Consider the following 17,842-nt stretch of genomic DNA (forward strand, 5'->3'; position numbering starts at 1 on the left):
TCACCGGAACCCCGCTGACCCGGCGGCTTGCTTGCCGTTGTTCCGTGTCAGTGGAGGCGCATTATAGGGAGTAATTCCGAGGTGACAAGGGGAAATGCAAAAAAACTTTTCGTTCGCTCGCTTTTCCATCAAGACGCTGTTTAAACGCCCGGTTTGCTGATCATTTGCGCGATTTCTCGGGCAAATCGGGAGACCTGTTGCCAGTCGGTATAGACCACTTCTTTACGGGTATCCGTTTCGCCCCCGGTCATTTTCATAATCAGGCGGATCATAAACCGATCGTACCAGCGGTAACGCGGGTAACGTAGCGCCCCGGCAAACACCGCGCAGCTCTGCGGCTGCCAAGGCGAGTTGAGCAGAAACTTGCGCGTATAGCTATTGGTCTGCGGCGTGCGCTTCTCGGGTTTGCGCGCAACCAGGTTCACCGAAAAGAATGCCCCCGGCAGCGCCTGCAATGCTGCCAGGTGCTTTTTCACAAAGCGGTCCACCGCCGGATGAAAGTGTCCGTAGCGAATCGATGCGCCAATCACCACGCGATCATAATGATGCCATTCCACGTTATCGGTACGGTTCAGATTCAGGGTATCCGCATCGATACCCAGCTCTTTCAGCTCAGAGGCGAGAAACGAAGCGATTTCACGGGTCTGCCCGTCGCGGGTGGAAAAGAGAATTAAAGTTTTCACGAGCACTCCTGTTATTCGCGCCAGAAAGTGGGAGTAAAGAGCACCAGTAAGGTGAACACTTCCAGACGACCAAACAGCATATTAGCAATCAGGATCCATTTCGCGACCGGGTTCATGGTGGCAAAGTTGTCCGCGACGACGCCGAGCCCAGGCCCGAGGTTGTTCAATGTCGCCACCACGGAGGCGAAAGCAGAGAAGTCATCCACCCCGGTGGCGATAATAGCCAGCATACTAATGATAAAGACCAGCGCATAGGCGGAGAAGAATCCCCACACCGCTTCCAGAATACGTTCCGGCAGCGCGCGGTTACCTAATTTAATGCTATACACCGCATTCGGGTGAACCAGACGCTTAAGCTCACGGTTGCCCTGCTTGAACAGCAACAGGATACGGATCACCTTTAAGCCACCGCCCGTGGAGCCAGCGCAGCCGCCGATAAATGCGGAGCACAGCAGCAGCACCGGCAGGAACAGCGGCCAGCGCGCAATGCTATCGGTGGTGAATCCTGCGGTGGTCGCCATCGACACCACCTGGAAAAACGCCTGATTCAGCGTCGTCAGCACCGAGCCGTACACGTTATGAAGCCATAGCACCAGCGTACAGACGATGACCAGCGTCAACTGGACGCCAATGAACATTCGAAACTCAGGGTCGCGCCAGTACACCTTCAGGCTGCGTCCGCTCAACAACGAAAAATGCAGACCGTAGTTACAGCCGGAGATCAGCAGGAAGATGGCAATGATGGAGTTGATCATCGGGCTGTTGAAATAGCCGACGCTGGCATCGTGAGTCGAGAAACCGCCGATAGCGATGGTGGCGAAGCTGTGCCCTATCGCATCGAAGGCCGGCATACCGGCAAACCAGAGCGCCAATGCGCAGGCGACCGTTAGTAACACATAGATAAGCCACAATGTCTTTGCCGTCTCGGCGATGCGCGGGCGCATCTTGTTATCTTTCAGCGGGCCGGGCATTTCCGCGCGGTAGAGCTGCATTCCCCCGACGCCGAGGATAGGCAGAATGGCCACCGCCAGCACAATGATCCCCATGCCGCCGAACCACTGCAGCATCTGCCGGTAAAAAAGGATAGCGTGCGGAAGCGAGTCCAGCCCCACCAGGGTGGTCGCCCCGGTCGTCGTCAGGCCGGAAAATGACTCGAAGAAGGCATCCGTCACCGTCAGGTTCGGCTGTTCGGCGAATATAAAGGGCAAGGCCCCTACGCTACCCAGCACGGTCCAGAACAGCACCACGATCAGAAACCCTTCACGAGATTTCAGTTCGCCCTTTTGCTTACGGTTCGGCCACCACAGCATGGAGCCGATCGCCAGAGCGACAAAAAAAGTTTGAGTGAAGGCCCGTCCCGCGCCATCGCGATATATCAGGGCCACTAATCCCGGGACGATCATTGTCCCCGAGAATAAGATGACCAGCAGTCCAACGATTCGGGTTATGGCGCGAAAATGCATCTCTGGCGCTTCCTTTGATAGGCAAAAAAACAGAGGGGATTATTCGTTAATCTTCAGCAATTGCAATGAACCGCGACTAAAATCAGCCAGTTTTGCTGAAAAAGCCGCCACTTCGGCCTGGGGAAGCGCCACGCGCAGCCGAACCGACGCCAGATATTCGCTTTCAACGACATTCCCGGAAAATTGGGCGAGCAACGCTTCAACGCCGGCCAGTTGCCCATATTCACATTGCAAAGTATATGCCGTTAACGGCGTCTTGCGCAGCGTCGTCAACTGCGCCAGCGCCTGATGGACACCGCCGCCATAGGCTTTCACCAGGCCGCCGGTGCCCAGCAGGATACCACCGTAATAACGTACGACGACAGCGGTTATCTCACCGACGCCGCTACCCATCAACTGCGCCAGCATCGGTTTACCCGCCGTTCCCGCCGGTTCGCCATCGTCTGAGAACCCAAGCTGTTGCGAATCATCAGGCGGTCCGGCGACCCACGCCACGCAGTGGTGGCGAGCATCGGGGTGATCCGCTCTGACCGACTCGACAAAGGCTTTCGCCGCCGCCACGCCGTCGGTATGCGCCAACAGCGTGATAAAACGGCTCTTTTTGATCTCCTCAACGACGGAAACTGGCGCCGCCGGGATTAACCAGCTCTCCATCAGGCCAGCTTCAGATCGCGCGTCATGTTTTCGATACTGTTTTCGTGAACCACCACGTTATCTTCGATACGGATCCCGCCGAATGGCTTCATGGCGTCAATTTTTTGCCAGTTGAAGTGCTTGCTGAACGGGCCTTCACGCCACGGCGCCAGTAACGACTCGATAAAGTAGATGCCGGGTTCAATGGTCAACACCATCCGCGGCTCGATAATACGGGTGCAGCGCAGATACGGGTATTTCGCTGGCGCCGCCAGATGCGTACCGGAGTCGTCTTGCATAAAGCCAGCAACATCATGCACCTGCAGACCCAGCGGATGACCAATCCCGTGCGGCATAAATGGCCCGGTCAGATCGTTCTCCACCATCGCCTCTTCGCTCATGTCAGTGACTAACTGGTGTTTACGCAGCAGCTTCGCAATACGCTGATGGAACTGGATATGGTAATCAACGTAGCGCGTCCCGGCTTTCATGGTGCTAATCAGCGCCAGCTGCTCGTCGTTAACGTCTTTAATCAGATGGGCGAAATCGTTATCGCCGTGTGCCGCCCAGGTCCGCGTCAGATCCGCGGCATAGCCGTTATATTCCGCGCCGGCGTCGAGCAGGAAGCTGCGCATCTCCGCCGGAGCGCGATGGTCCAGTTTGGTGTAGTGCAGGACGGAAGCATGCTCGTTCAGCGCCACGATGTTGCTGTAAGGCACGTCGGTATCGCGGTGACCGGTGGCGGTAAGATAGGCCTGGTTGATATCGAATTCGCTCATCCCGGACTGGAAAGCCTCATAGGCCGCACGATGACCATTCACCGCCGACTTCTGCGCTTCACGCATACAGGCCAGCTCGTAATCGGTTTTGTAAGCCCGGTAGTAATGCAGATAATCGATAACCCCTTTCGGGTTGATCTTATCCGCAGCGATTCCCAGGCCCAGCGCGCGCTCCGGCACCGGCCCGATATAGCCAATATTACCGCGAGCGGCAGGCAGTTGGCTGCCGATGCCATCGGCCTTCGGCAGCGCGACCACATCGACCTCTTCGGTCCAGAACGAGGTCGGCAGCGGCTCAACGTTATGCCAGTAATCAACCGGCAGATAGAACCACAGCTTCGGTTTATTCACACCGTCCACCAGCAACCAGCAGTTAGGCACCTGAGTCACCGGCACCCAGGCTTTGAACTGCGGATTGACCTTGAACGGGTATGGATGGTCATCAAGGAAGACGTTAACCAGCTCGCCGGAGTGAATCAGCAGAGCATCCATCTGAAAACGGGCCAGGACGTCGCGGGTACGTTCTTGTAGGGTAACAATATGATTTTTATAGAGCGCGGCCAGGGATTCCATCTTTTGTCCTTTGCTTTTATGGGATCGTGATACTCCGCATCTTAGCACATCGACCTGCGTGCGGGTGATTTCCGCCGGATGTGATCCGACCAGCAATTATTTAAAGAGTAATTTGCAATTCTTTAACATAAATTCCACACTCCGTCTCATCTGGTATGACCAGATCATATTGCTGGATTCAGGAGACTGACATGCTCTACAAAGGCGACACCCTGTACCTCGACTGGCTGGAAGATGGCATCGCCGAACTGGTGTTCGATGCCCCAGGTTCGGTCAACAAGCTTGATACCGCAACCGTAGCCAGCCTCGGTCACGCGCTGGATGTACTGGAAAAACAAAACGATCTCAAAGGCCTGCTGCTGCGCTCTGAAAAAGCGGCGTTTATCGTCGGCGCGGATATCACTGAATTCCTCTCTCTGTTCCTGGTCCCTGAGGAGCAGTTAAGCCAATGGCTGCATTTTGCTAACAGCGTCTTCAACCGTCTGGAAGATCTTCCCGTCCCCACTATCTCTGCCGTCAATGGTTACGCGCTGGGCGGCGGTTGTGAATGTGTCCTGGCGACCGATTACCGCCTGGCGACGCCGGATCTGCGCATTGGTCTGCCGGAAACCAAACTCGGCATTATGCCAGGCTTCGGCGGCTCAGTTCGTTTGCCGCGTCTGCTCGGCGCCGACAGCGCGCTGGAGATCATTGCTGCCGGGAAAGATGTCGGCGCCGAGCAAGCGCTGAAAATCGGCCTGGTGGATGGCGTGGTCGCTGCGGAAAAACTGCGCGACGGCGCGCTGGCGATCCTGCGCCAGGCGATTCAGGGCGACCTGGACTGGAAAGCGAAACGTCAACCGAAGCTGGAGCCGCTGAAACTCAGCAAAATTGAAGCGACGATGAGTTTCACCATCGCCAAAGGCATGGTCGCGCAAACCGCCGGGAAGCATTATCCGGCGCCTATCACCGCGGTGAAAACCATCGAAGCCGCTGCGCGTCTTGGTCGTGAAGAAGCTCTGGTGCTGGAAAATAAAAGCTTTGTCCCGCTGGCTCATACCAACGAGGCCCGCGCACTGGTCGGTATCTTCCTGAACGACCAGTACGTCAAAGCGAAAGCGAAAAAACTGACCAAAGATGTCGAAACACCGAAGCATGCTGCCGTACTGGGCGCTGGCATTATGGGCGGCGGTATCGCATACCAGTCGGCCTGGAAGGGCGTGCCGGTGGTGATGAAAGACATTAGCGACAAATCGCTGACCCTTGGGATGACCGAAGCGGCGAAGCTGCTGAATAAACAGCTGGAACGCGGCAAAATTGACGGTCTGAAGCTGGCCGGAGTCATAAGCACCATTCAGCCGACGCTGGAGTATAGCGGTTTTGATCGCGTGGACGTGGTCGTTGAAGCGGTGGTGGAAAACCCGAAAGTGAAGAAAGCGGTACTGGCGGAAACCGAGGCAAAAGTGCGCCCGGATACCGTACTGGCATCCAACACCTCAACGATCCCCATCAGCGAGCTGGCCAGCGTTCTGCAGCGCCCGGAGAACTTCTGCGGCATGCACTTCTTTAACCCGGTGCATCGCATGCCGCTGGTTGAAGTGATTCGCGGCGAAAAAACCTCGGATAAGACCATTGCCAAAGTGGTGGCCTGGGCCAGCAAAATGGGCAAGACGCCAATCGTGGTCAATGATTGTCCCGGTTTCTTCGTCAACCGCGTGCTGTTCCCCTACTTCGCCGGATTTAGCCAGCTGCTGCGCGACGGGGCGGATTTCCGCAAAGTCGACAAAGTGATGGAGAAACAGTTTGGCTGGCCGATGGGCCCAGCTTATCTGCTGGACGTGGTCGGCATCGATACCGCGCACCATGCTCAGGCGGTCATGGCGGCGGGCTTCCCGCAGCGGATGCAGAAAGATTATCGCGACGCTATCGACGCCCTGTTTGACGCCAACCGTTTCGGGCAGAAGAACGGCCTCGGCTTCTGGCGCTATAAAGAAGACAGCAAAGGTAAGCCGAAGAAAGAAGAAGATGCTGCCGTCGACAGCCTGCTGGCCGACGTCAGCCAGCCGAAGCGCGATTTCAGCGATGAAGAGATTATCGCCCGCATGATGATCCCGATGGTTAACGAAGTCGTCCGCTGCCTGGAAGAAGGCATTATCGCCAGCCCGGCGGAAGCGGATATGGCGCTGGTATACGGCCTCGGCTTCCCTCCGTTCCACGGCGGCGCCTTCCGCTGGCTGGATACCATCGGCAGCGCGAAGTATCTCGATATGGCGCAGCAGTACCAGCACCTTGGGCCGCTGTATGAAGTCCCTGCCGGTCTGCGAGACAAAGCGCGCCATAACGAAGCGTATTATCCCCAGGTAGAGCCAGCCCGTCCGGTTGGCGCTCTGAAAACGGCTTAAGGAGTCACAATGGAACAGGTTGTCATTGTCGATGCTATTCGCACCCCGATGGGCCGTTCAAAGGGCGGCGCATTTCGCCACGTGCGCGCGGAGGACCTCTCCGCGCACCTGATGCGCAGCCTGCTGTCGCGCAACCCGTCTCTTGAGGCAAGCGCGATAGACGATATCTATTGGGGCTGCGTACAGCAAACCCTCGAGCAGGGTTTTAACATCGCCCGTAACGCGGCGCTGCTGGCGGAGATCCCGCATTCGGTACCGGCAAACACGGTTAACCGTCTGTGCGGTTCTTCCATGCAGGCGCTGCACGATGCCGCACGCATGATCATGACCGGCGATGCCAGCGTCTGCCTGATTGGCGGCGTGGAGCACATGGGCCATGTGCCGATGAGCCACGGCGTCGATTTCCACCCGGGCCTGAGCCGTAACGTGGCAAAGGCGGCAGGGATGATGGGGCTGACCGCTGAAATGCTGGCGCGTCTGCACGGCATTAGCCGGGAAATGCAGGATCAGTTCGCCGCGCGCTCCCACGCCCGCGCCTGGGCTGCGACCCAGTCCGGCGCATTCAAAGCCGAGATTATCCCCACCGGCGGCCACGATGCCGATGGCGTACTGAAGTCCTTTAACTATGACGAAGTGATCCGCCCGGAAACCACCGTCGAGACGCTGTCTACCCTAAGGCCGGCGTTTGACCCGGTGACCGGTACGGTAACGGCGGGCACCTCTTCCGCCCTTTCCGATGGCGCGGCGGCGATGCTGCTGATGAGCGAAAGCCGCGCCCGCGAACTGGGTCTGAAGCCACGCGCCCGCGTCCGTTCGATGGCGGTGGTCGGCTGCGACCCGTCTATTATGGGCTATGGCCCGGTTCCCGCTTCGAAGCTGGCGCTGAAAAAAGCGGGCTTATCCACCAGCGATATCGACGTCTTTGAAATGAATGAGGCCTTTGCCGCGCAGATCCTGCCGTGCATTAAAGATCTGGGCCTGATGGAGCAGATCGATGAGAAGATCAACCTCAACGGCGGGGCGATCGCGCTCGGTCATCCGCTGGGTTGTTCCGGGGCGCGTATTAGCACCACGCTGATTAATCAGATGGAGCGTAAAGATGCCCAGTTCGGCCTCGCCACCATGTGCATCGGCCTGGGACAAGGGATCGCCACCGTGTTTGAGCGGGTGTAAATTTACAAAAGGATATCTCACAGCCAATGGCGTCAGAACAAGGCGGCAAGCGAGCGAATCCCGATGAGCTTACTGAAGTAAGTGATTCGGGTGAGCAAGCGCAGCCAACGCAGTGATGACGTCATTGGCGAAGAGAGACAGTTTAGTTGCCGTTCTTCCCGCCTGTCAGGGGCGGGTTTTTTATTTGCAGATATCAGATAAAGGCAAACGCGTCGCCAAACAGGCGATCTTCGCGCGCGCCGCGTTCGTTGCAGAACAGGTCGCGAGCAATCTTAGCCATCTCGAAACGCCCGGCAATATAGATATCGTGATCGGCCAGGGTACCGTAATCCTGCAGCACCGCGGTCAGCACGGTGCCGGAACGCCCACGCCAGCCCTCTTCCGGCTGCTCAACCACCGGCTCGATGCGCAGATTTGGATGCTTGACGCTCAAGGCTTCCAGCTCGGCCAGATCGTACAGATGTTTGGTCTCGCGACCGCCCCAGTAAATCGCGATATCGCGCTGAGGATTGCGTGACAGCGCGGTGAGCAGAATAGAACGCACATAAGAGAAGCCGGTACCGCCGGCAATCAAAATCAGCGGGCGGTCTTCATCTTCACGCAGCCAGGCTTCGCCATGCGGAATATCAACCTCAATTTCACGCTCTTTCAGGATGCGATCCATGACCGCCATCGCGTACAGATTGAGCTCCGAGGCGCCGATATGCAGTTCGATAAACTCCTGTTCCGCCGGCGTGGAGGCCATGGAGAATGGGCGTTTGTCGCGCTCATCCATTACCACCATCAGATACTGGCCAGCGCGGAAAGAGAATGCCGCTTCCGGTACTAATCGAACACGATACACGGTATCGGTAATCGCCTCCACCGAGGTCACTTTACAGCTTAAGGTTGTCATGCGTCCCCTCTGTCGGGTCTAAAGAGCAAAACAGCGGCGTTAGCCCCGCTTACTGTTGTTTAAAGATGGCCAGATCATCCCAGATGGCGTCAATGCGCGCCGTGACGGCAGGATCTTTTTTGATTGGGCGACCCCATTCACGCTGGGTTTCGCCAGGCCATTTATTGGTGGCATCCAGCCCCATTTTTGAACCCAGGCCGGAAACCGGCGAGGCAAAATCCAGATAATCAATTGGCGTATTCTCTACCAGTACCGTATCACGAGCCGGGTCCATACGGGTAGTGATCGCCCAAATCACATCGTTCCAGTCGCGGGCGTTAACATCGTCATCGCAGACAATCACGAATTTGGTGTACATAAACTGGCGCAGGAACGACCAGACGCCCATCATCACGCGCTTGGCATGGCCTGCGTACTGTTTTTTCATCGTCACCACCGCCAGGCGGTAGGAGCACCCTTCCGGCGGCAGATAGAAATCGACAATTTCCGGAAACTGTTTCTGCAGGATCGGGACGAAGACTTCATTCAGCGCCACGCCCAGCACCGCAGGCTCATCCGGCGGACGGCCGGTATAGGTCGAATGATAAATCGCGTCTTCACGCTGGGTAATATGGGTGACCGTAAACACCGGGAACTGGTCTACTTCATTGTAGTAGCCGGTATGGTCGCCATACGGACCTTCCGGCGCCATCTCCCCGGCCTCGATATAACCTTCCAGCACAATCTCTGCGCTGGCAGGCACCTCAAGATCGTTCGAGACGCATTTCACCACTTCGGTTTTGGTGCCGCGCAGCAGCCCGGCAAAGGCATATTCCGACAGCGTATCCGGCACCGGGGTCACTGCACCAAGAATGGTCGCCGGGTCGGCGCCGAGTGCCACAGAAACCGGGAAGCGTTCCCCCGGACGCGCCGCGCACCACTCCTGGAAATCCAGCGCGCCGCCGCGATGAGACAGCCAGCGCATAATCAGTTTGTTTTTGCCAATCAGCTGCTGGCGATAAATCCCCAGGTTTTGCCGCTCTTTGTGCGGCCCACGGGTCACCGTCAGCCCCCAGGTGATCAGCGGCGCGGCATCTTCCGGCCAGCAGGTCATAATCGGGATTTTCCTCAGGTCGACGTCATCGCCCTGGATGATTTTTTGCTGACAGGGGGCGCCGCGCAGACGTTTGGTGGGCATATTCAGCACTTGCTTAAACTGCGGCAGCTTATCAAACAGATCGCGGAAACCTTTGGGCGGCTCAGGCTCTTTCAGAAAGGCTAACAGCTTACCCACCTCGCGCAGCGAACTGACGTCCTCCTGACCCATCCCCAGCGCCACGCGCCGCGGCGTGCCGAACAGGTTGCACAGCACCGGCATGGTATAGCCTTTCGGATTCTCAAACAGCAGCGCAGGACCGCCAGCGCGCAGGGTGCGGTCGGCAATTTCGGTGATTTCCAGGTGAGGATCGACCGGCAGAGTGATACGTTTTAGTTCGCCCTGTTGTTCCAGGAGTGTCAGAAAGTCGCGAAGATCGTGATATTTCATGAAAGTGTTATTGACCTCTCTACAGGCGGCTAATTATACGGTGTTCAACGGCGAGATGCTGTAATTTTGTTAAATTAGCGTGAAAGAATGCTGAAATTTGGATTTCAATTATAATGGCTTTCGCGATTACACCAGCCATTTGTTATGCTTGCCGTTATTAGAAGTGGAATGAGTCATTATGCAAGCCTGGTACTTACTGTATTGCAAACGTGGGCAGCTACAACGAGCCCAGGAACATCTGGAACGTCAGTCAGTTAACTGCCTGATGCCGACGATTGCGCTGGAAAAAATCATTCGCGGTAAACGCACCATGGTCAGCGAACCGCTGTTCCCGAACTACCTGTTTATTGAGTTCGATCCAGAGGTGATTCATACCACCACCATCAGCGCCACCCGCGGGGTTAACAACTTCGTGCGCTTTGGCGCCCTACCCGCTATCGTCCCCTCGGCGGTCATCCACCAGCTCTCTATCTACAAACCGGAAGGCATTACCGACCCGGAAACGCCGCATGAGGGCGATAGCGTACTGATCACCGACGGCGCGTTCGAAGGCTTACAGGCTATCTTTACCGAGCCGGACGGTGAAGCACGCTCTATGTTGCTGTTAAACCTGCTGAATAAGCAAGTCCTGCAGAGCGTTAAAAACACCGATTTCCAGAAAATCTAAGCGCCGTTAACGTCGACGCCAAACAGCGCCCTGACGTTGGCGTCCGTTTGCATCTCAAGCCACTGCGCCTCCTCGCCGCGCCAGGCCGCGACGCTGGCCAGGATATGCGGCAAATACGCGGGCTCGTTACGACGCGAGGCGGGTTTCGGCTTGAGGTCGCGCGGCAGCAGATAGGGCGCGTCAGTTTCCAGCAGCAGACGTTCCGCCGGGATCGCCGGCAATAGCGCTCGCAGCTCGAGCCCGCGCCGCTCATCGCATACCCAACCGGTAATGCCGATAAACAGCCCCAGATCCAGACATTCCTGCACCTCGCTGCGGCTGCCGGTAAAGCAGTGCAGCACCGCGCCCGGGATCTTCCCAAGCCAGGGTTTAAGCAGCGCCAGAAACCGGTCGTGGGCGTCGCGGCAGTGTAAAAACACCGGCATCGACAGCTCGGCGGCCAGCGCCAGCTGGGCACTGAACGCCTCCTCCTGCTCCTGGGGCGTGGAAAAATTACGATTAAAATCCAGACCGCACTCCCCTATCGCCACCACCTGCGGCTCGCGGGCGAGGGCATAAATCGCCTCGGCGACCGCTGGCGTCCAGCTGCTGCCGTCATGGGGATGAACCCCCGCCGTGGACCAGCAGCCGGCGTAATGACTCGCCATTCTCTGCGCCTGCTGGCTCTCCGGTAAATTTGTGCCGGTCAGCAGCATGCCGTGAACCCCTGCCGCCCGGGCGCGCGCCACCACCTCATCATGGTCGCGGGCAAACTGTGAACTGGTCAGATTAACGCCGATATCAAACATGATCGCTCCATATGACAACCGCCCTGACGGGCGGTTGGCGGTATTACTCTTCTCTGTGCTCAGCGGCTTCAGCTTCGGCCGCGGCATCGTCATCACGCGTCAGGCGCTTCCCGGTGTAGAAGCGGGCGAAGAACACCCCGACTTCAAACAGGCAGTACATCGGAATAGCCAGCAGCGTCTGCGAGAACACGTCCGGCGGCGTCAGCAGCATCCCCACCACGAAGGCGCCCACCAGCACATACGGCCGTTTTTTGCGCAGCTCTTCCGGCGTGGTGACGCCCATCCAGCAGAGCAGCACAATAGCGACCGGCACCTCAAAAGAGACCCCGAACGCCATAAACAGCGCCATCACGAAGTCGAGATAACTGCGGATATCGGTCGAGACCAGCACCCCCTCCGGGGCAGCATGGGTCAGGAAGCCGAACGCCAGCGGAAACACGACAAAATACGCGAAAGCCATGCCGATATAGAACAGCAGCGTGCTGGAGACCAGTAAGGGCACCACCAGCCGGCGCTCATGCTTATACAGCGCCGGCGCGACGAAGGCCCATACCTGATACAGAATAATCGGCACCGACAGGATCACCGACACCATGAAGGTCAGCTTTATCGGCGTAAAGAAAGGTGAAGCGACATCGGTGGCGATCATCGTCGCGCCTACCGGCATCTTGCTGATAAGCGGGGCCGAGACCAGCTGATAGATATCATTGGCGAAATAGACCAGCGCCAGGAAGATCACCAGGATAGCAATGATGCTGTTGAGCAGACGCTTGCGCAGCTCAATCAGATGCGAAATTAGCGGTTGTGTATCGTCTACGCCCATGTTTACGGTTTATCACTCGATGCGGGGGAAGAATGGGGGGCAGCCGCCGTAGCGGTTGTTTTCTCTGCCGGTGAAGCGGGTTGCTCGTCGGCCACGGGATCCGGCGCATGAACCGGAGCGCTGGCCTGATGTTCTGCCGTCGCCGGCGTGACGTCCTGCCGCTGCGCTTCGCTGCCTTTCACCACCGGATTATGGATGGTATTCGCTTCGTCACTGGCCTTTTCCGGGTCGTGGGCACTATAGGAGCGCTTCATCGACTCCGCGGCCTCGCGCAGCTCATCCATGGAGGCTTTCAGCTCCGGCGTCAGGTTATTCAGGCTGGCCTTTTCCACCTTCTTGAGGCTCTCCTGGAACTCCTGCAGTTTTAGCTCCTGAGCCAGCTCATTCTGTACCGTGGTCGCCAGCGACCGTAGCGTACGGATCCAGCCAACCACCGTTTTAACCGCGACGGGAAGCCGCTGTGGCCCCAGAACGATGAGGCCAATCACAAACACCAGCAGTAGTTCACTAAAACCAATATCGAACACGAGTTACACCTGCTCTTTGTCGTGGCGTTTTGTCTCGTCTTTTTTTGCATCATCCTGTTTATCGGCGATAGTTTTCGCCGTGAAATCTGCGTCTGGCGCCGACTTTTCAGGTTTATCATCATCACTCATGGCTTTTTTAAAGCCTTTGATGGATGCCCCTAAGTCTGACCCCAGTGAGCTCAGCTTCTTCGTCCCGAAAAGCAGAACTACGATGACGACAACAATTAATAACTGCCAAATACTGATACCACCCATACACGTTCCCCTATGACAGATGATGAATTATGTGGACGCATTATACACGCCATCCTGCCAGCCGCCTCGCCGTCAGGCCACCGGCATGATTTTGCGCAAATAAGCCTGCGTCATGAAGAGGCGAACCGATCAGCGGGTTTTTCGCCAGCCAATCAGCCAGGTCACGATACCGCCGGCCATCAGCCAGCCGGGCATCATTCCCCACTCAGGGCGATGGATAAAGAGCAGCGTACCACTGAGCAATAAAACCGCGCCTATACCAAACAGATAACGGGATTGGCCCTGGCGCACATGGCGCACATGCATATCCCGCACGATAGTATCGACGCTGGTCTGCAGCTGTTTGCTCTGCTGCAGGCTCTGATACACCAGCTCAGGTATTTCAGGCATTCTTTCGATCCAGAACGGCGCTTTGTCTTTAAACGCGCGCACCAGCGCCGGAATACCGACCTGATCTTTGATCCACGACTCAAGGAAAGGCTTCGCCGTTTTCCACAAGTCTAACTGAGGATAGAGCTGCCGGCCTACCCCTTCTACGTAAAGTAATGTCTTCTGTAGCAAAACAAGCTGCGGCTGGACTTCCATATTGAAGCGCCGCGCGGTGTTGAACAGATTTAGCAGCACGTGGCCGAAGGAGATCTCCGCCAGCGGCTTCTCAAAGATGGGCTCGCAGACCGTGCGGATCGCGAACTCAAACTCTTCAACATTGGTGTCCGGCGGAACCCAACCGGAGTCGACGTGCAGCTCGGCAACCTTACGATAATCGCGGTTGAAAAAGGCGATAAAGTTTTCCGCCAGATAGCGCTTATCTTCTTTGTTCAGCGAGCCGACAATGCCGCAGTCGATGCCAATATACTGCGGATCTTCCGGGTGCTCGTAGCTGACGAAGATGTTGCCAGGGTGCATATCGGCATGGAAAAAGCTGTCGCGGAACACCTGGGTGAAGAAGACCTGCACACCCCGCTCCGCCAGCAGTTGCATATTGGTTCCCTGAGCCTCGAGCGCCTCCACGTCGGACACCGGAATGCCGTAGATGCGCTCCATCACCATCATGCTTTCGCTGCAGTAATCGGGGTACACTTCCGGCACATACAGCATCGGGCTGTCTTCGAAATTACGCCGCAACTGAATGGCGTTGGCGGATTCCCGCAGCAGGTTCAGCTCGTCCAGCAGCGTTTTTTCATACTCACGAACCACCTCCTGCGGGCGCAGACGTCGGCCGTCAGGCAGCAGTCGCGGCACCCAGCGCGCCAGGCGGTAGATGAGCTTCATGTCCGCTTTAATGATCGGCAAGATATCCGGGCGGATAACCTTGATCACCACCTCTTTGCCGTTCTCTTTCAGACGCGCGGTATGCACCTGGGCGATAGACGCCGAGGCTAACGGCTCAACGGAGAAATCATCAAACCAGGCCTCCACCGGTAGGCCACCCATCGCTTTTTCTATCTGCTGCTGCGCAAGCTTCCCTTCAAAGGGCGCCACGCGGTCCTGCAACAGCGCCAGCTGATCGGCAATATGCGGCGGAAAGAGATCCCGCCGCGTGGAAAGCATCTGGCCGAATTTAATCCACACCGGCCCCAGCTCCTGGAGCGCCAGCCGCAGACGGGCGCCAAGAGGTTGATCCTGATGGCGGTTTGGCATCCAGAAGAGCATCCGCCGCCAGATACGCAGCGGCAGCGTGATCCGCATTTTGGGGATAAGCTCATCGAGCCCGTAGCTCAAAAAGGTGTGGATGATGAAATACAGGCGCCGTAATTCTCCTGGCGTCATTTGCCCTCCAGCGTTTCCAGCCGTTTTTCCAGTGCGGCCAGCGCGCGTTCAATAGCCGTCGTCTCTTCAGCAAACCAGGCCAGCTCCAGCGGCCCCGGTGCCAGGCGCCACTCTTCAGTGATCGCTTCAGCGACATAACGCTGCTGGCGCTGCGCGCCCTTCAGTAAAAACTGAGCGCCGCCGCGGAGGACTTTACCGACGCCTTCGGCCACGATGTCACCGGTATAAGGCGCCAGCAGCTCAGCGGGATCGAACTCTGCCAGATCGCACAGGGTGACCATGTTCTGCACCACCTGCAGATCGCCCTGCACTTCCAGCTCGCCGCTACGGATAAGCGCCGTCAGTTGTTGACGGTTGCGTAGTTTTGGCAGCACGCTGAGCCGGGTAATCACGGTGCAGTCAGCCTCTCCGTCCCAGGCGCTCAGAACATCAACCTGGCGTTCACTGAACACCAGCACCACGGGCGTAGCGAAATCCTGCAGCTTTACCCGCAATACCTTGCCCAGCAGGCGCTGGCGGGCGGGTTTTAGCGCTTTGTCGCGCCAGAGGAAAGTATTTAGCGCCGTTTCAATGCCAGCGGTCACCAGGGGTGTGAAAGGCATAGCGTCCCTCCTGTCAGAACTTGTAACCGCGATGCAAAGCAACGATACCCGCCGTCAGGTTGTAGTAGTCCACGCTTTCGAAGCCTGCATCCTGCATCATCCCTTTCAGGGTTTCCTGGTCCGGATGCATACGAATAGATTCCGCCAGGTAGCGATAGCTGTCGCCATCTTTTGCCACCAGCTCGCCCACTTTCGGCAGGATATGGAAGGAGTAAGCGTCGTAGGCTTTGCTCAGCGGTTCGATAATGGGTTTAGAAAACTCCAGCACCAGCAGACGTCCACCCGGCTTCAGCACGCGGTACATCGAGCGCAGCGCTTTCTCTTTGTCGGTCACGTTACGCAGACCGAAAGAGATGGTGATGCAGTCAAAGGTATTATCAGCAAACGGTAGGGCTTCCGCGTTGGCCTGAACATACTCAACGTTACCCACGATGCCGATATTGCGCAGCTTTTCGCGGCCCATTTTGAGCATTGAATCATTGATATCAGCAAGCATAACGCGGCCGGTTTCCCCTACCAGACGGGAAAACTTAGCCGTCAAATCACCGGTCCCCCCCGCCAGATCCAGCACGGTCTGCCCGCGACGTACGCCGCTGCAGTCGATGGTGAAACGCTTCCACAAACGATGGATACCAAACGACATCAAGTCATTCATCACATCATACTTTGCGGCGACAGAATGGAATACATGCGCCACCATGTCTGCTTTCTGCTCTTTAGCGACCGTCTGAAAGCCAAAGTGCGTCGTTTCTTGTGAATCCTCAACCATCTTTATGCCTGCTTGCTTTTCAAGAAAATGTTCACTGAGTGTATCAGACTCAGCGCATTTCCCATACGTTTCAGCGTGGCGGAGCCGCCTCCCGGCTACGCACCGGCTCGGCAGAGTCGGGTGAAAATGCCTCATTTTCCGGCAGGTTATCCTCCGCTTCGAGACGATATTGATCGTCCTGAGCAATGGCTTGTTCAACTAAATCAGGATTAATCCCGCGCTTGACCTCCACGCCCAACCCGCGAAAAGCCTCCGCCTGGGCCAGAAGATTACCGCGCCCGGAAGCGAGCTTTTTCATCGCCTGGCGATAGTTCTCTTGCGCTTTATCCAGACTCTGGCCGATAGCGGACATATCGTCCACAAACAGGCGCATTTTGTCGTAAAGGCGCCCCGCCCGCTCGGCGATCTTCTGCGCGTTGCGGCTTTGGTGCTCATAACGCCACAGATTGGCGATGGTGCGCAGGGCCACCAGCAGCGTCGTCGGGCTAACCAGCATAATATTATTTTGCAGCGCCTCGCTGATGAGCTCGGGCTGACGGTCGATGGCCAGCAGGAATGCCGGCTCGACGGGAATAAACATCAGCACATAGTCTAGGGAGCGCAGGCCTGGCAGTTGCTGATAATCCTTGCGCCCCAGCAGGCGAATATGATTTCGCACCGAAGCAAGGTGCTCCTGCAGCGCGACTTCGCGGGTGTAGTCGTCCTCGGCGTTGAAATAACGCTCATAGGCGACAAGGGTCATTTTGGCGTCGATAACCACGTCTTTACCCTGCGGCAGGCGCACGATGACGTCCGGCTGCATCCGCGAGCGGTTGTCGGTCTCGATGCTGACCTGGGTTTGGTACTCATAGCCTTCCCGCAGGCCGGAGGCCTCCAGCACGCGGGTGAGAACCACTTCCCCCCAATTGCCCTGGGTTTTGTTATCGCCCTTCAGCGCTTTGGTCAGGTTCAGCGCCTCCTGCGCCATCTGCGCGTTCAGCTGCTGCAGGTTACGGATCTCATGCGCCAGGGTGTGCCTTTCTCGCGCCTCCTGACCGAAGCTCTCCTGCACCTGCCGGCGGAACCCGTCCAGTTGTTCGCGCAGCGGTGTCAGCAGGCCATGCAGGCTCTGGCGATTTTGCTCATCGACGCGTCGGTTGCTGTGTTCGAAAATGCGGTTGGCGAGGTTTTCAAACTGCTCGCTCAGGCGCTGCTCGCTGTTCACCATCTGGCGGATCTTATCTTCCGCATGCAGCTGGGTGGATTCGAGCCGGGTGGTAACCTCACGCAGATCGGCCTCCAGCGAGGTATTGATATCCCGCAGGCTGCGCAGCTCGTTGTTCAGCAGCTCGCACTCTTCACGCCAGTGGGCTTCCTGGACCAGTTGCTGACGGGCAGCGCTCAGCTCAATATCCAGCTCTCGCCGCTCCTCGATAAGATCGGCCCGAATTTGATCGGCGCGCGCTTTGGTCGCCAGCCAGCCGACGATTAACCCGGCAGCCAGTGCGATAACCGCGCTGATAATAATGGAGAGATCCACGACGCCCCCTGCGATAA

17 protein-coding genes are annotated in these 17,842 nt (G+C 57.2%); 3 read left to right on the forward strand and 14 right to left on the reverse strand.

Annotated elements, in window-relative coordinates:
- Positions 1–140 precede the first annotated feature (140 nt).
- The 4 genes from hemG to pepQ are packed head-to-tail and all read right to left on the reverse strand — an operon-like array spanning position 141 to position 4,131.
- Positions 141–683, reverse strand: coding sequence for a menaquinone-dependent protoporphyrinogen IX dehydrogenase (gene hemG / locus ACLEXF_RS24100; RefSeq protein WP_004886722.1), 543 nt, complete (start codon positions 681–683; stop codon positions 141–143).
- A gap of 11 nt (positions 684–694) precedes the next feature.
- Entirely contained in the window at positions 695–2,146 is a 1,452-nt protein-coding gene (gene trkH, locus ACLEXF_RS24105) for a Trk system potassium transporter TrkH (protein WP_004886724.1), read from the reverse strand.
- Between the two features lie 39 nt (positions 2,147–2,185).
- Positions 2,186–2,800: an IMPACT family protein gene (locus ACLEXF_RS24110; protein ID WP_004886726.1), complete on the reverse strand. Its 615-nt coding sequence runs from the start codon at positions 2,798–2,800 to the stop codon at positions 2,186–2,188.
- Positions 2,800–4,131: a Xaa-Pro dipeptidase gene (pepQ, locus tag ACLEXF_RS24115; protein WP_004886728.1), complete on the reverse strand. Its 1,332-nt coding sequence runs from the start codon at positions 4,129–4,131 to the stop codon at positions 2,800–2,802. Before pepQ ends, ACLEXF_RS24110 begins: the two co-directional genes overlap by 1 nt.
- 191 nt (positions 4,132–4,322) lie before the next feature.
- On the opposite strand from pepQ, the gene fadB reads away from it, so the two are divergent.
- On the forward strand, positions 4,323–6,512 hold the full coding sequence (gene fadB, locus ACLEXF_RS24120) for a fatty acid oxidation complex subunit alpha FadB (protein ID WP_043521010.1): 2,190 nt from the start codon (positions 4,323–4,325) through the stop codon (positions 6,510–6,512).
- 9 nt (positions 6,513–6,521) lie between these two features.
- Entirely contained in the window at positions 6,522–7,685 is a 1,164-nt protein-coding gene (gene fadA, locus ACLEXF_RS24125) for an acetyl-CoA C-acyltransferase FadA (protein ID WP_004886733.1), read from the forward strand.
- 193 nt (positions 7,686–7,878) lie between these two features.
- Here the strand turns inward: fadA and fre are convergent, their stop codons facing one another.
- Together fre and ubiD are read right to left on the reverse strand one after the other, a co-directional pair.
- Complete coding sequence (gene fre, locus ACLEXF_RS24130) at positions 7,879–8,580, reverse strand: NAD(P)H-flavin reductase (protein ID WP_004886735.1); 702 nt, start codon at positions 8,578–8,580, stop codon at positions 7,879–7,881.
- 49 nt (positions 8,581–8,629) lie between these two features.
- Positions 8,630–10,105 carry a 4-hydroxy-3-polyprenylbenzoate decarboxylase gene (ubiD, locus tag ACLEXF_RS24135; RefSeq protein WP_004886738.1) on the reverse strand — a complete coding sequence of 492 codons (1,476 nt, stop codon included), beginning with the start codon at positions 10,103–10,105 and terminating at the stop codon, positions 8,630–8,632.
- Positions 10,106–10,283: 178 nt separating this feature from the next.
- Between ubiD and rfaH the strand changes: the two genes are divergently transcribed.
- Positions 10,284–10,772 carry a transcription/translation regulatory transformer protein RfaH gene (gene rfaH, locus ACLEXF_RS24140; RefSeq protein ID WP_004886742.1) on the forward strand — a complete coding sequence of 163 codons (489 nt, stop codon included), beginning with the start codon at positions 10,284–10,286 and terminating at the stop codon, positions 10,770–10,772.
- Here rfaH and tatD read toward each other — a convergent pair.
- The 8 genes from tatD to rmuC form a co-directional block, all read right to left on the reverse strand.
- Positions 10,769–11,560: a 3'-5' ssDNA/RNA exonuclease TatD gene (tatD, locus tag ACLEXF_RS24145; protein ID WP_048293982.1), complete on the reverse strand. Its 792-nt coding sequence runs from the start codon at positions 11,558–11,560 to the stop codon at positions 10,769–10,771. The genes rfaH and tatD overlap by 4 nt on opposite strands.
- 43 nt (positions 11,561–11,603) lie before the next feature.
- Entirely contained in the window at positions 11,604–12,383 is a 780-nt protein-coding gene (gene tatC, locus ACLEXF_RS24150; RefSeq protein WP_004886745.1) for a Sec-independent protein translocase subunit TatC, read from the reverse strand.
- 2 nt (positions 12,384–12,385) lie between these two features.
- The gene (tatB, locus tag ACLEXF_RS24155; protein WP_064188025.1) at positions 12,386–12,910 is read right to left on the reverse strand and encodes a Sec-independent protein translocase protein TatB; all 525 of its coding nucleotides are present in this window, start codon (positions 12,908–12,910) and stop codon (positions 12,386–12,388) included.
- Positions 12,911–12,913: 3 nt separating this feature from the next.
- Positions 12,914–13,165: a Sec-independent protein translocase subunit TatA gene (gene tatA, locus ACLEXF_RS24160; RefSeq protein WP_002883425.1), complete on the reverse strand. Its 252-nt coding sequence runs from the start codon at positions 13,163–13,165 to the stop codon at positions 12,914–12,916.
- Between the two features lie 129 nt (positions 13,166–13,294).
- Positions 13,295–14,935 (reverse strand): ubiquinone biosynthesis regulatory protein kinase UbiB, encoded by a 1,641-nt coding sequence (gene ubiB, locus ACLEXF_RS24165; protein ID WP_004886748.1) that lies wholly within the window; start codon positions 14,933–14,935, stop codon positions 13,295–13,297.
- Positions 14,932–15,537, reverse strand: coding sequence for a ubiquinone biosynthesis protein UbiJ (gene ubiJ / locus ACLEXF_RS24170; RefSeq protein WP_094333814.1), 606 nt, complete (start codon positions 15,535–15,537; stop codon positions 14,932–14,934). Before ubiJ ends, ubiB begins: the two co-directional genes overlap by 4 nt.
- 13 nt (positions 15,538–15,550) lie before the next feature.
- Positions 15,551–16,306, reverse strand: coding sequence for a bifunctional demethylmenaquinone methyltransferase/2-methoxy-6-polyprenyl-1,4-benzoquinol methylase UbiE (gene ubiE, locus ACLEXF_RS24175; RefSeq protein ID WP_004886751.1), 756 nt, complete (start codon positions 16,304–16,306; stop codon positions 15,551–15,553).
- Positions 16,307–16,376: 70 nt separating this feature from the next.
- On the reverse strand, positions 16,377–17,825 hold the full coding sequence (rmuC, locus tag ACLEXF_RS24180; RefSeq protein ID WP_064183894.1) for a DNA recombination protein RmuC: 1,449 nt from the start codon (positions 17,823–17,825) through the stop codon (positions 16,377–16,379).
- Positions 17,826–17,842: the final 17 nt, after the last annotated feature.

The sequence above is a fragment of the Klebsiella pneumoniae complex sp. WS1778 genome (assembly GCF_049472055.1).
Lineage (GTDB): Bacteria > Pseudomonadota > Gammaproteobacteria > Enterobacterales > Enterobacteriaceae > Klebsiella > Klebsiella quasipneumoniae.

What these genes read in the sequence shown, in the direction of transcription:
- trkH (WP_004886724.1), bottom strand. Translation starts at nt 2,146, where the DNA reads ATGCATTTTCGCGCCATAACCCGAATCGTTGGACTGCTGGTCATCTTA.
- ACLEXF_RS24110 (WP_004886726.1), bottom strand. Translation starts at nt 2,800, where the DNA reads ATGGAGAGCTGGTTAATCCCGGCGGCGCCAGTTTCCGTCGTTGAGGAG.
- pepQ (WP_004886728.1), bottom strand. Translation starts at nt 4,131, where the DNA reads ATGGAATCCCTGGCCGCGCTCTATAAAAATCATATTGTTACCCTACAA.
- fadB (WP_043521010.1), top strand. Translation starts at nt 4,323, where the DNA reads ATGCTCTACAAAGGCGACACCCTGTACCTCGACTGGCTGGAAGATGGC.
- fadA (WP_004886733.1), top strand. Translation starts at nt 6,522, where the DNA reads ATGGAACAGGTTGTCATTGTCGATGCTATTCGCACCCCGATGGGCCGT.
- fre (WP_004886735.1), bottom strand. Translation starts at nt 8,580, where the DNA reads ATGACAACCTTAAGCTGTAAAGTGACCTCGGTGGAGGCGATTACCGAT.
- ubiD (WP_004886738.1), bottom strand. Translation starts at nt 10,105, where the DNA reads ATGAAATATCACGATCTTCGCGACTTTCTGACACTCCTGGAACAACAG.
- rfaH (WP_004886742.1), top strand. Translation starts at nt 10,284, where the DNA reads ATGCAAGCCTGGTACTTACTGTATTGCAAACGTGGGCAGCTACAACGA.
- tatD (WP_048293982.1), bottom strand. Translation starts at nt 11,560, where the DNA reads ATGTTTGATATCGGCGTTAATCTGACCAGTTCACAGTTTGCCCGCGAC.
- tatC (WP_004886745.1), bottom strand. Translation starts at nt 12,383, where the DNA reads ATGGGCGTAGACGATACACAACCGCTAATTTCGCATCTGATTGAGCTG.
- tatA (WP_002883425.1), bottom strand. Translation starts at nt 13,165, where the DNA reads ATGGGTGGTATCAGTATTTGGCAGTTATTAATTGTTGTCGTCATCGTA.
- ubiB (WP_004886748.1), bottom strand. Translation starts at nt 14,935, where the DNA reads ATGACGCCAGGAGAATTACGGCGCCTGTATTTCATCATCCACACCTTT.
- ubiJ (WP_094333814.1), bottom strand. Translation starts at nt 15,537, where the DNA reads ATGCCTTTCACACCCCTGGTGACCGCTGGCATTGAAACGGCGCTAAAT.
- ubiE (WP_004886751.1), bottom strand. Translation starts at nt 16,306, where the DNA reads ATGGTTGAGGATTCACAAGAAACGACGCACTTTGGCTTTCAGACGGTC.